We start from the raw sequence: 12236 nt of genomic DNA on the forward strand, positions 1-12236 counted from the left end.
CCCCTTTTAACACCCGGCGTACCGCCCGGCCGCAGGCGGGCGCGCGGCGGTGCGAGCGCGCGGCGGTGCGAGCGCGCGGCGGTGCGAGCGCACGGCGGTGCGGGCGCGCGGCGGTGCGAGCGCACGGCGGTGCGAGCGCACGGCGGGTGCGGGCGTGCGACGATGCGGGGGTGCGCCGCGGCGGCGGTGGGTCCGCGCGTGGTGTGAGCCGGTTTCGCGGAACGCCCGGTGGGGCATCAGCGATCCTGCCGGCGGGGTGGACCCTCCCGGGACTGGTTCGCACCGGAGGTAGCGCGTGTCGAAAGAGACCGAGAAGCAGCGCTGGCAGCGCAACTTCGCCGACCTGCTCCAGGAGCTGCGGGTCGCGCAGACGGGCGTGCAGATCCTCTTCGCCTTCCTGCTGACCCTGCCGTTCAGCGCCGGGTTCGAACGGACGACCCCCTTCCAGAAGGACGTCTACATCGTCGCGCTGCTGGCCGCGGCCTTCGCCACCGCGATGATCATCTCGCCGGTCGCCTTCCACCGGGCGCTGTTCCGGCAGGGACGGAAGCCGGAGCTGGTCCGGTTCGCGCACCGGATGGCCAGCGGCGGGCTCGCGTTCATGCTGGTGTCGATGGTCTCCGCGGTGCTGCTGGTCACCGACTTCGTTCTCGACCGGACGATCGCCTTCGTGCTCAGCGCGGTCGCGGGGCTGTGGTTCCTGATGCTCTGGGTCGCGCTGCCGTTCGCCCGCCGCAACTGGGGCGAGGACGATCTGGACGACGATGATGACAGCCCCACGTCGTACGGCAGTTGAACCGCGGCGAAACCGGTAAATCGATCTTCACCTAACGCTACCGCTGGGTAACACCCGAGGGTAGCGTGGCGGGTGTCGAGCACGTCGACGCATCCGGACCGAGGTTCGAGGAGGCAGCCGTGACCACGACGCAGAACAGCCGGTCCGCACCCGACGGTGCGGGTCCCGAGCAGGCCACCGCGCCCGGCACGGCCGGCCCGCTGCCCTCCGAGGCCGGGCAGGTCTCCGAGAAGGAGGCGCGCCAGGTCGCCGAGGCGGCACGCGAATCCTCCTGGGACCGGCCGAGCTTCGGCAAGGAGCTCTTCCTCGGCCGGTTCCGGCTGGACCTCATCAATCCATGGCCGCGTCCGGCAGCCGACGACGTCGCCCGGGCCGACGAGTTCCTCGGCCGGTTCCGCGACTACCTGAAGTCCGAGGTGGACGGCGCGGCGATCGAGCGCGACGCGGCCATCCCGGACGAGGTGTTCCAGGGGCTGGCCCGGCTCGGCGCGTTCGGTATGAAGATCGACCAGTCGTACGGCGGGCTGGGCCTGAGCAACCTGCACTACTGCCGCGCCCTGATGCTGGCGGGCTCGATCAACCCGGCGATCGGCGCCCTGCTCTCCGCGCACCAGTCGATCGGCGTGCCGCAGCCGTTGAAGATGTTCGGCACCGCCGAGCAGAAGCAGCGCTTCCTGCCCCGGCTCGCCGCCGGTGAGGTGTCCGCGTTCCTGCTCACGGAGCCGGACGTCGGCAGCGACCCGGCCCGACTGGCCACCACCGCCGAGCCGACCCCGGACGGCACCGGCTACCGGCTCAACGGCGTCAAGCTCTGGGCCACCAACGGCACGGTGGCCACCCTGCTGGTGGTGATGGCCCGCGTACCGGCCGGCGAGGGCCGCCGCGGCGGGATCACGGCGTTCGTCGTCGAGGGCGACTCCGAGGGCATCACGGTGGAACGTCGCAACACCTTCCTCGGCCTGCGCGGCCTGGAGAACAGCCTCACCCGCTTCCACGACGTCTTCGTACCCAAGGAGAACGTGATCGGCGGGGAGGGCAAGGGCCTGAAGATCGCGTTGACCACGCTCAACACCGGCCGGCTCTCGCTGCCCGCGATGTGTGTCGGCGCGGGCAAGTGGGCGTTGAACGTCGCCCGCGAGTGGGCGGCCGAGCGGGTCCAGTGGGGCCGGCCGGTCGGTGAGCACGAGGCGGTGGCGCAGAAGCTGTCCTTCATCGCCGCGACCACGTACGGCATGGAGACCATGCTCGACCTGTGCTGCCTGCTCGCCGACGACGACCGCAACGACATCCGCATCGAGGCCGCGCTTGTGAAGCTCTACGCGAGCGAGATGGCCTGGCGGGTCGCCGACGAGCTGATCCAGATCCGGGGCGGGCGTGGCTACGAGACGGCCGAGTCCCTCGCGGCCCGGGGCGAACGTCCGGCCGCTGTCGAGCAGATGCTCCGCGACCTGCGGATCAACCGCATCTTCGAGGGCTCGACCGAGATCATGCACCTGCTGATCGCCCGGGAGGCGGTCGACGCGCACCTGTCGGTTGCCGGCGACATCATCGACCCGGACGCCGGGCTCGGCCGCAAGGCCCGCGCCGGCGCGCGGGCCGGTGTCTTCTACGCCAAGTGGCTGCCGACCCTCGCGGTGGGCCGCGGGCAGGCACCTGGGGCGTACGCCGAGTTCGGCCCGCTCGCCGGCCACCTTCGCCAGGTGGAGCGGTTCTCGCGCAAGCTGGCCCGGTCGACGTTCTACGCGATGTCCCGCTGGCAGGGAAAGATGGAGCGCAAGCAGGCGTTCCTCGGCCGGGTGGTGGACATCGGCGCGGAGCTGTTCGCGATGGCGGCGGTCTGCGTCCGGGCGGCGGCCGAGCGGGAGACCCATCCGGAGAACGTCGAGCTGGCCGATCTCTTCTGCCGACAGGCCCGGGTCCGGGTGGACGCGCTCTTCACCGCCCTCTGGGACAACACCGACTCGGTCGACACGGCGGCGGCGAAGCGGATCCTCGCCGGTCGCTACGCCAGCCTCGAGGAGGGCGTGATCACGCCGCCGGCGGACCTGCCCTGGGTGGCGCCCTGGTCGCCTGGCCCGTCCACCGCCGCCGACGCCCGCCGGCGCATCCCGCCACCTGCTTGATCCACTCGAGGTCCCGCAGGTCGCGGTGTCCCGGCACGCCGGCACCGCAACCTGCGGGATCTCGCTGGCACGGGGTCGCTCAGCGGGCGACGGCCCAGGCCAGTACCGCCGCCAGGATCAGGCCGTTCAGCACGGCCAGCCCGAGGTACGCCGCCGGCGGGATCCGCCGCCCCTGCCGGACGAAGCGGACGAGGAACGCGGCGTAGCCGAGCAGCAGCACGGCGATGACGACCAGGAAGTAGAACACCCGACGACCTTAACGGCGGGCCGGGGGTCGAGCGTCAGCGGCTGGGCGCAGGCCGAGCTGGCGTAACTCCAACGCCGCCAGCGCTTCGACGGTGTCGTCGTCGCCGCGCCGCCACCCCTCCGCCACGTCGGGCGCGATCCGGGTCAGCCGGCCGAGGGGCTGGGTGGCCAGAGCCCGCAGGGCGAGCAGGTCCCGGCCGGCGGGCGCGGCGGCCAGCCGGGCGGCGGCGCCGGCGCGGCGCATCCACCGCACCCGCAGCGGCAGCCAGCCGAGGAGCACCAGGCCGAGGGGGAACACCAGCACGGCGACGGTGAGCGCCAGGGCGAGCTGGTCGACCAGTTCCTGCTGGTCGCGGCCGGCGTCGGCGAGGGACCGCGCCGCACCGGCGGCCCGCTCGAACGGCGCGGTCAGCTCGTCCCCGACCAGCGGGACCCGGCCGACCTTGCCGCCGGCCTCGGCCAGGTTGTCGGCCAGGCCGCTACCGGCCCCCTCCAGCTTCTGTCCGGGTACGGCGAGTTTCTGCACCAGGTCGTGCAGCCACAGCGCGCCGCGCACCGACGCGTACACCCAGGCGACGACGAGCAGGTCGGTGAGGAACTGGCGGGCGGCGGTCGGGAAGCGATCGGCGTAGATCTTCACGCCGGACAGCGTCCCACGGCGGCGCGGCCGGGGCACCCCGTGCGGCCAGGTGTTAAGAAGGGGCCCCGGTACAACGCCAGGCGTTAACAGGGGGCCCTTCCTTACACGCTTTCGCCGGCGTGGCTCACGGCGTCCGCCACGATGTGTGCGACGTGCTCGTCGACGAGCGTGTACGCGATCTCGCGTCCGCGGCGCGAACCGCGCACCACGCCGGCGCCGCGCAGGACCCGCAGGTGCTGGGAGACCAGCGGCTGCGGTGCGCCGAGCTTGTCGACCAGCTCGTGCACGCACCGCTCGCCCGTGGCGAGTTCGCTGACGATGGCCAGCCGGATCGGCGCGGACAGGGCACGCAGCAGCTCGCTCGCCCCGTCGAAGGCGTCGTACCCTGACCCGCTGCTCACCGGCTAACGGTAACCAATGGCACGGGCGGGCCGCTGGTCAGGACCGGTCCAGGACGACCTCGTGCGGCTCGGCGGTCGGCGCGGTGGCCGGGGCGACCGGGCGTCGCCGCAGCGTACGCCAGCCGGCGCCGGCGAGCGCCACGACCGCGAACGAGGCGATCGCCATCAGCACCACCGACGCGCCGGGGGCGGTGTCGGCGGTGGCGGCCACGTACACGCCGGAGCCGGCGGCGAAGAGGCCGAGCGTCATCGCCGCGGTCATCGTGCTGCGGAAGCCGCGGGTCACCTGCTGGGCGGCCGCGACCGGCACCACCATCAGCGCGCTGATCAGCAGGACGCCGACGGCGCGCATCGCGATCGTCACGGTGACCGCGGTGGCCACCGCGAGGAGCAGGTTGAGCGTACGGACGGGCAGCCCGGAGACCCGGGCGTACTCCTCGTCGTGACAGATCGCGAACAGCGCCGGGCGCAGCGCCAGCATGGTCAGCAGGATCGCCGCGCCGAGCACCGCGATGACGACCAGGTCCTCGGGCTTGATCGTGGACAGCGAGCCGAAGAGGTACGCGTTGAGGCTCGCGCTCGTGCTGTCGGAGAGCCCCACGAGCATCACGCCACCGGCGATGCCCCCGTAGAAGAGCAGGGCGAGGGCCAGGTCGCCGGAGGTGCGGCCACGCGCCCGGACCAGCTCGATGGTGATCGCGCCGAGGCTCGCCACGATCACCGCCACCAGCACCGGGGAGCGGTTGAGCAGCAGGCCGGCGCCGACGCCGGTGAGCGCCACGTGCCCGACCCCGTCGCCGATCAGCGCCAGCCGCCGCTGCACCAGGTAGATGCCGAGCGCGGGGGCGGCCAGCCCGATGACCAGCGCGCCGATCAGGGCCCGCTGCATGTACGGGTACTGGAAGAGTTCCATGCTCAGCTGCTTCAGAGCCCGGCGGGCTCGTCGGGACCGTGCGGGTGCACGTGGTCGTGGTCGGGGTCGGCGTGGTGGCCGGCGGGCTCGGGCACCGGCCCGTCGTGCGCGATCCCGCCGGCGTGCACGACCACGGCCCGGGAGATCAGCGGGCGCAGCGGCCCCAGCTCGTGCGCGACAAGCAGGACCGTGCCGCCGCCGGCCACGAAGTCCTTCAGCGCCCCGGCGAACGCCTCCTGGCTGGCGGCGTCGACCCCGGCGGTCGGCTCGTCGAGGACGAGCAGCTCCGGTTCACCGGCCAGCGCCCGGGCGATCAGGGTCCGCTGCTGCTGCCCGCCGGAGAGGGTGGCCACCGGGTCGCCGGCCCGGTCGGCGAGCCCGACCGACGTCAGCGCGGCCTCCACCGCGGCCCGGTCGGCGCGGCCCGGCGGCCGCAGGACACCTCGGCGGGCCAGCCGGCCGGAGGCCACCACCTCGCGGACGGTGGCCGGTACGCCGCCGCCCGCGCCGAGGCGCTGCGGGACGTACCCGATGCGGTGCCACTGCCGGAACCGGCGCAGTGGCTGCCCGAAGAGGGCGACCGACCCGGCGCCGAGCGGGACCAGCCCGAGCACGGCGCGGATGAGGGTGGACTTGCCGGAGCCGTTGGCGCCGAGCACGGCGACCACCTCGCCGGTGGTCACCGTGAGGGAGACGTCGCGTAGCACGGCGCGGCCGTCGTACCCGACGGCCGCGTGCGTGACGGTGATGACAGGGGTGGTCACGAGCAGCTCAACGCCGTCCTCAGGGTCGCCAGGTTGGTGCGCATCACCGAAAGGTAGTCCCCGCCGTCGTCGGTCGACAGCCCCTCCAGCGGGTCGAGCACCGCGGTCCGCGCGCCGACCTGGTCGGCGATGGTCTCGGCGACCTTGGGGCTGACCAGGGTCTCGAAGAAGATCGTGGTGGCCTTGTGCTCCTTCGCCTCCTCGATCACCTCGGCGAGCCGCTGCGGCGACGGCTCGTTGTCCGGGCTGAGCCCGGTGATGCCGATCTGCTCCAGCTGGTAGCGCTCGGCCAGGTAGCCGAAGGCGGTGTGACTGACCACGATCTCCCGGCGCTGGCAGGTCTTGAGGCCGGCGGCGAGGTCGGCGTCGAGCTTCTCCAGCTCGGTGCGCAGCGACGCGGCCCGGGCGGTGTAGTCGGCGGCGCGGTCCGGGTCGGCCTTCCCGAGCCGCTCGGCGAGCTGGTCACCGACCGTCGCGAGCCGGGTCGGGTCCAACCACAGGTGCGGGTCCTTGCCGCCGGTCTCCTCCTCGTGGCCCGGTTCCTCGGCTGCGCCGGACTCCTCGGCGTGGCCGGGCTCCTCGCCCTCGTGCTCGTGGTCGTGCCCGCCGGCGGCCGCGTCCAGCAGCGGCGCGACGGTCGCGACGTCGAACGCCCGGTCGGCGGCGTTCTGCTCCACGGCCTCGTCGACCTGCGGCTGGAAGCCCTTGAGGTAGACGACCAGCTCGGCCCCGGCCACGTCGCCGACCTGGCTCGGGTTGAGCTCGACGTCGTGTGGCTCGGCGCCCGGCTTGACCAGGTTGCTGACCGTCACCGCGTCACCACCGATCCGCTCGGCGAGGAACTGCAGCGGGTAGAACGCGGCGACCACGTCGACCCGTTGCGGGTCGCCGCCGGCCTTCTCGTCGGAGCAGGCGGCGACGCCGCCGAGGGCGAGCAGGGCGGCGGAGGCGGCGGCCAGCGTACGCGGAACGGATCGGTTGTTCATGTCGTCAACTGTCCGCGCCAACGATAATGATTGTCAAAAACGCATGAGTGCATGTCAGAGCAGCTTGACCAGCCCGGCCGTGACCAGCAGCGTCAGCACCAGCAGCCGGATCACCCGGGTCTGCGGCGTCTGGACCGCCCACGTGGTGACCAGCAGCGCGGCCACGCCCGCCGCGAGGGCCAGCGTGAGCAGCCCGCCCACCACCCCCGGGGTGAAGAAGGCGACAAGCACCAGCACCAGGGTGATCAGGAAGACCGTCGTCGGGTTCGCCCGGGCCAACCGGCTCGCCAGCCCGCTCTGCGTACGCTGCATCCCACAGACTCTACGAGGAGGAACCCGGTGCTGGTGACCAACCGGTTCGTGGTCGACGTCGATGTCGCCGACGACTTCACCGCGCGGGCGCACGCCGCGCTCGCCACACTCGCGGCCCGCCCCGGGTACCTGCGCGGCCAACTCGTACGCGCCCTGGACGACCCGCGCCACTGGTGCCTGCTCACCGAGTGGGAGTCCGTCGGCACCTACCGGCGGGCGCTCGGCGACTTCGACGTCAAGGTCACCGCGATCCCGTTGCTCGCCGAGTCGGTCGACGAGCCGTCCGCGTACGAGGCGCTCGCCACCGCCGCGCCCGGCGGCGAGGTGGTCGTGGCGTCCAGCGATCGGGCCGCCGGTCCTTACCGCTGAGCCCGTACGCACTACATTGATCTCATGACCGCTCCCGGACCGGCCGCCTCCTCGCCGTACCCTCCGGTGCCCGGCCAGGAGGGCGGCGCGCCACCGCCCGCCGTGCCCGGCCCGCCCCCGGAGTCGGGGGTCCCCGCCCCGCCGGCCGGTCCCGGCGTCGCGCCGCCGTTCGCGGCGCCGCCGACCGAGGGGCGCAACACCCGCCTCTGGCTGGGCCTCGGCGCCGGCGCGCTCGCCCTGCTGCTCTGCTGCGGCGGCGGCGGGGCCGCGGTGGTCGGCCTCGCGGTGACTGGCGTGCAGGCCATCGAGGAGCAGGGGCGGGCGGTCTCCACCGACTACTACCGGGCGCTGGCGGAACGGAAGTACGGCGCGGCGTACGACCAGCTCTGCGACTCCGCGCAGCGGCGCGAGTCGCGGCGGGAGTTCGAGCGGCGCGTCGCCGACGAACCGCAGATCGACTCGTTCCGGGTCGGTGACGTCGACCCGAACACGCTTACCGTGCCGGTCGACGTCACGTACACCGGCGGGGACCGCGAACGCCAGCAGGTCAACCTCGAACAGGACCGGCAGACCGGCGAACTGGAGGTGTGCGGGGTCAACTGACCCGCCACCGGTATTCTGCTGGGCTCGGGACGCCGCTGGTCGTACCGTTGTCCCGAACTGTTCGATCCATCCCACACTGTCCCCGCCGACCGCCAGCCGGCGTAGGAGGAAACATGCCAGCCGACCGTATCGACGCCGTTGTCAGCCTCGCCAAGCGCCGGGGCTTCGTCTTCCCCTCCAGTGAGATCTACGGGGGCACCCGCTCGGCGTGGGACTACGGTCCGCTCGGCGTGGAACTGAAGGAGAACGTCCGCCGGCAGTGGTGGAAGACGATGGTCCAGCAGCGCGACGACGTGGTGGGGCTCGACTCCGCGGTCATCCTGGCCCGCGACGTCTGGGCCGCGTCCGGCCACCTGGACGCGTTCGTCGACCCGCTCACCGAGTGCCAGTCCTGCCACAAGCGGTTCCGGGCCGATCACCTCGAGGAGGCGTACGAGGCCAAGCACGGTCGCCCGCCGGCCTCGCTGACCGAGCTGAACTGCCCGAACTGCGGCAACAAGGGCACCTTCACCGAGCCGAAGATGTTCAACGGCCTGATGAAGACCTTCCTCGGCCCGGTGGAGAGCGACGAAGGCCTGCACTACCTGCGGCCGGAGACCGCGCAGGGCATCTTCGTCAACTACAAGAACGTCGAGACGGTGGCCCGCAAGAAGCCGCCGTTCGGCATCGCCCAGACCGGCAAGTCGTTCCGCAACGAGATCACCCCGGGCAACTTCATCTTCCGCACCCGTGAGTTCGAGCAGATGGAGATGGAGTTCTTCGTCGAGCCGGGCACCGACGAGGGGTGGCACGAGTACTGGCTCCAGGAGCGCTGGAACTGGTACGTCGACCTCGGCCTGTCCGAGGGTAACCTGCGCTTGTACGAGCACCCGAAGGAGAAGCTCTCCCACTACTCGAAGCGCACCGTCGACATCGAGTACCGGTTCCAGTTCGGCGGCACCGAGTTCGCCGAGCTGGAGGGCGTCGCCAACCGCACCGACTTCGACCTGTCCACACACAGCAAGCACTCCGGCGTCGACCTGTCGTACTTCGACCAGACCAAGGGCGAGCGCTGGGTGCCGTACGTGATCGAGCCGGCCGCCGGCCTCACCCGCGCGGTGCTGGCGTTCCTGCTGGAGGCGTACGACGAGGACGAGGCCCCGAACACCAAGGGCGGCGTGGACAAGCGCACCGTGATGCGGTTCGACCCGCGGCTCGCCCCGGTCAAGGTGGCGGTGCTGCCGCTGTCCCGCAACGAGGCGCTGTCGCCGAAGGCCAAGCAGCTCGCCGCCGACCTGCGGAAGCGCTGGGTGGTGGAGTTCGACGACTCGCAGGCGATCGGCCGCCGGTACCGCCGGCAGGACGAGATCGGCACGCCGTTCTGCGTGACCGTCGACTTCGACACGCTCGACGACGACGCCGTGACCGTGCGGAACCGGGACACCATGGCCCAGGAGCGGATCGCCCTGGACCAGGTCGAGCGCTACCTCATCGAGCGCCTCCCCGGCTGCTGAGCTTGGTAAGGAGGGGCCCCTTCTTAACGCCTGGCGTAGAGGAGGGGCCCCTTCTTAACACTCAACCCGGCACCCGCTCCGCTCGTACGCCGGTCCCGGCGCCCAATCCGCGCCGGGCCGCGTACGCGTCCTCCACCATGCGCCGGACGCGCCGGGGTTCGCGCCGGATCTGCGCCGGCGTGAAGTGCAGGATCAGGACGCCGTGCCGGCTCAGCTCGTTGTGCCGGTCCAACGTCCGCGCCCAGTCGTCCGGGCTGAAGTGGTACTCCCGCGAGTCGACCTCCAGGGCCACCGCGCAGTCGGGGAGGTAGCCGTCCGGCGTCGGCAGCCGGGTCCCGTCGCTCGCCGACAACCGCGGGTTCCACAGGATCTCGGGGAGCACGCCGCTGCCGCCCAGGCACTCCCGCAGTTCGGTCTCCGGCGCTGACCGGGCGCCGTCGGTGATCTCCGCGAACGCCTTGCGGATCAGCGCGGTGCGGCTCCGCCTGGCCCGGCGGATCTCCTCGTCGAGGCTGGCCAGGTCGGTGTAGCCCCGCTGGACCGCTTCGGCCACGGTCGCCCGGACCGGCCGCAGGTGGCGCAGGTCGCGGGCCGCGTCCACCACCGCCCGCGCCGGCGAGCACACCGGGTACAGCGCCGTGCGCCGGGCGCGCGGATCAAGCTCCAGGGCACGCGCGATGAGGGCGTGACCGGCCGACCGGCGCCGCGCGTGGTGCGGCAGGATCAGGTGTACGTCAGTGGTGCGCGGGCTGTGCCGGAAGCCGTACCAGATCAGGGCCGCCAGACCGGTGAGCTGCGCGTCGGTGCCCGCGTAGAGCGCCGCCGAGATGCGTCGCTGCTCGTCGGTGAGGGTGCCGGTGACCAGGGCGTACGTCGCCGGCAGGACCCGCTGCCACAGGCCTCGTCGGGTCTGCCGGTACAGGTACATGTCGTCGAATCCGACGCTCAGGAGCTGCGTCCGGGTGACGATCTGCTGCTGGCGCTCCGCCAGGTCGGCGAGTTCGGGTGGGTGTTCACGCATGCACCGCAGCCTGCTTGTTCCGCGGCGCCGCTTCCTGCCCGTGCGCCCGATCTGTGGACAGCCGGTGCCGCTGTGGAAAACCCCCGCACGAGGGGTCGGTTGTGATATGGGCCCTGTTAACAAGGGGCCCCTGCTCTACCGGAGACGTTAATAAGGGGCCCTTCCTTACACTTGGGCGGTGACTGCTGCCCAGCTTCGCCCGCTGACGATCGGGCCGCACCAGGTGTGGCCGCCGGTGGTGCTGGCTCCGATGGCGGGCATCACCAACGTCGGCTTCCGCCAGCTCTGCCGCGAGCAGGGCGGCGGCATCTACGTCTGCGAAATGATCACGACGGTCGCGCTGGTCGAGCGGAACCCGAAGACCCTGCGGATGATCGCCTTCGGCCCGGACGAGTCGCCGCGTAGCCTCCAGCTCTACGGCACCGACCCGGAGATCACCGCCGCCGCCGTGCGGATCGTCGTCGAGAAGGACCTCGCCGATCACATCGACCTGAACTTCGGCTGCCCGGTCCCGAAGGTCACCCGCAAGGGCGGCGGCTCGGCCCTGCCGTGGCGGCGCCGGCTCTTCGCCCGTCTGGTCAAGGCCGCGGTGGACGCCGCGTCACCCGCCGGGGTGCCGGTCACGGTCAAGATGCGCAAGGGCATCGACGACGACCACCTGACGTACGTCGAGGCGGGCCTCGCCGCCCAGGACGCGGGTGTCGCGGCCGTGGCCCTGCACGGGCGTACGGCGGCGCAGCGTTACTCGGGCACCGCGGACTGGGACGCGATCGCCACCTTGAAGGCGGCGCTCGACGTACCGGTCCTCGGCAACGGCGACATCTGGGAGGCCGACGACGCGCTGCGGATGGTCGCGCACACCGGCGTCGACGGTGTCGTGGTCGGGCGCGGCTGCCTCGGCCGCCCGTGGCTCTTCGCCGACCTGGAGGCCGCGTTCAACGGCGCCCCGCAGCGGCGGTTGCCGACGTTGGGCGAGGTGGCGACGACGATGCGCCGCCACGCGGAGTTGCTGGTCGAGCAGTTCACCGCGGGCGCCCGCACGGCGGCCCGGGGCGAGCGGGACGGTTGCACCGACTTCCGCAAGCACGTCGCCTGGTACTTGAAGGGCTTCCCGATCGGCAGCGAGCTGCGCCGCTCGCTCGCCATGATCGACAGCCTGGCCCAGCTCGACGACCTGCTCGGCAAGCTCGACCCGGCGGTGCCGTTCCCGGTGGAGACCCTGGGCCAGCCGCGCGGGCGGACCAACTCGCCGGGAAAGGTCTTCCTGCCCGACGGCTGGCTGGCCAGCCGCGACGACGACACCGTCCCCGAGGGCGCCGAGCTGGACGACTCCGGCGGCTGAGCCGGAGCCGCCCGAGCCGCCCCCCGCACCCGGCAACGACGGGCGGGTGACAACTTCGGGGAAGTTGCTGCCTCCGTCTGGGTCGAGGCAGCAGTTTCCCCGAAGGTGTCGCCTGGTGGCGTGGGCGGGGGACGACGAAAGGGCCGGCCCCGTCAGGGGCCGGCCCTTGTCGTGGTGGGTCAGCTGGTGCTGTAGCCGCGGGTGGCGATCCAGTCGGCGAGGGCCTC

The 12236-nt window shown here is 72.4% G+C and carries 14 protein-coding genes; 6 read left to right on the top strand and 8 right to left on the bottom strand.

Translation table 11 applies throughout. The annotated features are described in order from the left end of the window. Window positions 1-295 precede the first annotated feature (295 nt). Both ABTW87_RS24750 and ABTW87_RS24755 read left to right on the top strand, forming a co-directional pair. Window positions 296-796 carry a DUF6328 family protein gene (locus tag ABTW87_RS24750; protein ID WP_350653343.1) on the top strand — a complete coding sequence of 167 codons (501 nt, stop codon included), beginning with the start codon at window positions 296-298 and terminating at the stop codon, window positions 794-796. A 119-nt stretch (window positions 797-915) separates the two neighbouring features. Continuing rightward, complete coding sequence (locus ABTW87_RS24755) at window positions 916-2919, top strand: acyl-CoA dehydrogenase family protein (protein WP_350653344.1); 2004 nt, start codon at window positions 916-918, stop codon at window positions 2917-2919. A gap of 79 nt (window positions 2920-2998) precedes the next feature. On the opposite strand, the gene ABTW87_RS24760 is transcribed toward ABTW87_RS24755, so the two are convergent. The 7 genes from ABTW87_RS24760 to ABTW87_RS24790 all read right to left on the bottom strand — a co-directional run bounded on the left by ABTW87_RS24760 (window position 2999) and on the right by ABTW87_RS24790 (window position 7181). Beyond that, window positions 2999-3166, bottom strand: coding sequence for a hypothetical protein (locus tag ABTW87_RS24760; protein ID WP_350653345.1), 168 nt, complete (start codon window positions 3164-3166; stop codon window positions 2999-3001). 9 nt (window positions 3167-3175) lie between these two features. Then, window positions 3176-3805, bottom strand: coding sequence for a hypothetical protein (locus tag ABTW87_RS24765; RefSeq protein WP_350653346.1), 630 nt, complete (start codon window positions 3803-3805; stop codon window positions 3176-3178). Between the two features lie 101 nt (window positions 3806-3906). Continuing rightward, on the bottom strand, window positions 3907-4206 hold the full coding sequence (locus ABTW87_RS24770) for an ArsR/SmtB family transcription factor (RefSeq protein WP_350653347.1): 300 nt from the start codon (window positions 4204-4206) through the stop codon (window positions 3907-3909). Window positions 4207-4243: 37 nt separating this feature from the next. After that, entirely contained in the window at window positions 4244-5119 is an 876-nt protein-coding gene (locus tag ABTW87_RS24775) for a metal ABC transporter permease (RefSeq protein WP_350653348.1), read from the bottom strand. Between the two features lie 11 nt (window positions 5120-5130). Beyond that, on the bottom strand, window positions 5131-5883 hold the full coding sequence (locus ABTW87_RS24780) for a metal ABC transporter ATP-binding protein (protein ID WP_350653349.1): 753 nt from the start codon (window positions 5881-5883) through the stop codon (window positions 5131-5133). Further along, complete coding sequence (locus ABTW87_RS24785) at window positions 5880-6869, bottom strand: metal ABC transporter substrate-binding protein (RefSeq protein WP_350653350.1); 990 nt, start codon at window positions 6867-6869, stop codon at window positions 5880-5882. Before ABTW87_RS24785 ends, ABTW87_RS24780 begins: the two co-directional genes overlap by 4 nt. A 54-nt stretch (window positions 6870-6923) precedes the next feature. Continuing rightward, the gene (locus ABTW87_RS24790) at window positions 6924-7181 is read right to left on the bottom strand and encodes a hypothetical protein (RefSeq protein ID WP_350653351.1); all 258 of its coding nucleotides are present in this window, start codon (window positions 7179-7181) and stop codon (window positions 6924-6926) included. A 27-nt stretch (window positions 7182-7208) separates the two neighbouring features. Here ABTW87_RS24790 and ABTW87_RS24795 point away from each other — a divergent pair, with 27 nt between their 5' ends. The 3 genes from ABTW87_RS24795 (at window position 7209) to ABTW87_RS24805 (ending at window position 9646) form a co-directional block, all read left to right on the top strand. Beyond that, window positions 7209-7550, top strand: a complete 342-nt coding sequence (locus tag ABTW87_RS24795) for an antibiotic biosynthesis monooxygenase (RefSeq protein WP_350653352.1) — start codon at window positions 7209-7211, stop codon at window positions 7548-7550. 24 nt (window positions 7551-7574) lie between these two features. After that, a complete protein-coding gene (locus ABTW87_RS24800; protein ID WP_350653353.1) occupies window positions 7575-8153 on the top strand; it encodes an Rv0361 family membrane protein in 579 nt (192 codons plus the stop codon). A 113-nt stretch (window positions 8154-8266) separates the two neighbouring features. Continuing rightward, on the top strand, window positions 8267-9646 hold the full coding sequence (locus tag ABTW87_RS24805; RefSeq protein WP_350653354.1) for a glycine--tRNA ligase: 1380 nt from the start codon (window positions 8267-8269) through the stop codon (window positions 9644-9646). 61 nt (window positions 9647-9707) lie between these two features. Here the strand turns inward: ABTW87_RS24805 and ABTW87_RS24810 are convergent, their stop codons facing one another. After that, window positions 9708-10667, bottom strand: a complete 960-nt coding sequence (locus ABTW87_RS24810; RefSeq protein ID WP_350653355.1) for a type IV toxin-antitoxin system AbiEi family antitoxin domain-containing protein — start codon at window positions 10665-10667, stop codon at window positions 9708-9710. Window positions 10668-10845: 178 nt separating this feature from the next. Here ABTW87_RS24810 and dusB point away from each other — a divergent pair, with 178 nt between their 5' ends. After that, a complete protein-coding gene (gene dusB, locus ABTW87_RS24815; protein WP_350653356.1) occupies window positions 10846-12009 on the top strand; it encodes a tRNA dihydrouridine synthase DusB in 1164 nt (387 codons plus the stop codon). Window positions 12010-12236 lie beyond the last annotated feature (227 nt).

Source organism: Micromonospora sp. NPDC126480 (assembly GCF_040302465.1).
Classification (GTDB): domain Bacteria; phylum Actinomycetota; class Actinomycetes; order Mycobacteriales; family Micromonosporaceae; genus Micromonospora.

Coding starts and splice junctions, on each gene's coding strand:
- ABTW87_RS24775 (WP_350653348.1), bottom strand. CDS start 5,119: ATGGAACTCTTCCAGTACCCGTACATGCAGCGGGCCCTGATCGGCGCG.
- ABTW87_RS24785 (WP_350653350.1), bottom strand. CDS start 6,869: ATGAACAACCGATCCGTTCCGCGTACGCTGGCCGCCGCCTCCGCCGCC.
- ABTW87_RS24790 (WP_350653351.1), bottom strand. CDS start 7,181: ATGCAGCGTACGCAGAGCGGGCTGGCGAGCCGGTTGGCCCGGGCGAAC.
- ABTW87_RS24800 (WP_350653353.1), top strand. CDS start 7,575: ATGACCGCTCCCGGACCGGCCGCCTCCTCGCCGTACCCTCCGGTGCCC.
- ABTW87_RS24805 (WP_350653354.1), top strand. CDS start 8,267: ATGCCAGCCGACCGTATCGACGCCGTTGTCAGCCTCGCCAAGCGCCGG.
- ABTW87_RS24810 (WP_350653355.1), bottom strand. CDS start 10,667: ATGCGTGAACACCCACCCGAACTCGCCGACCTGGCGGAGCGCCAGCAG.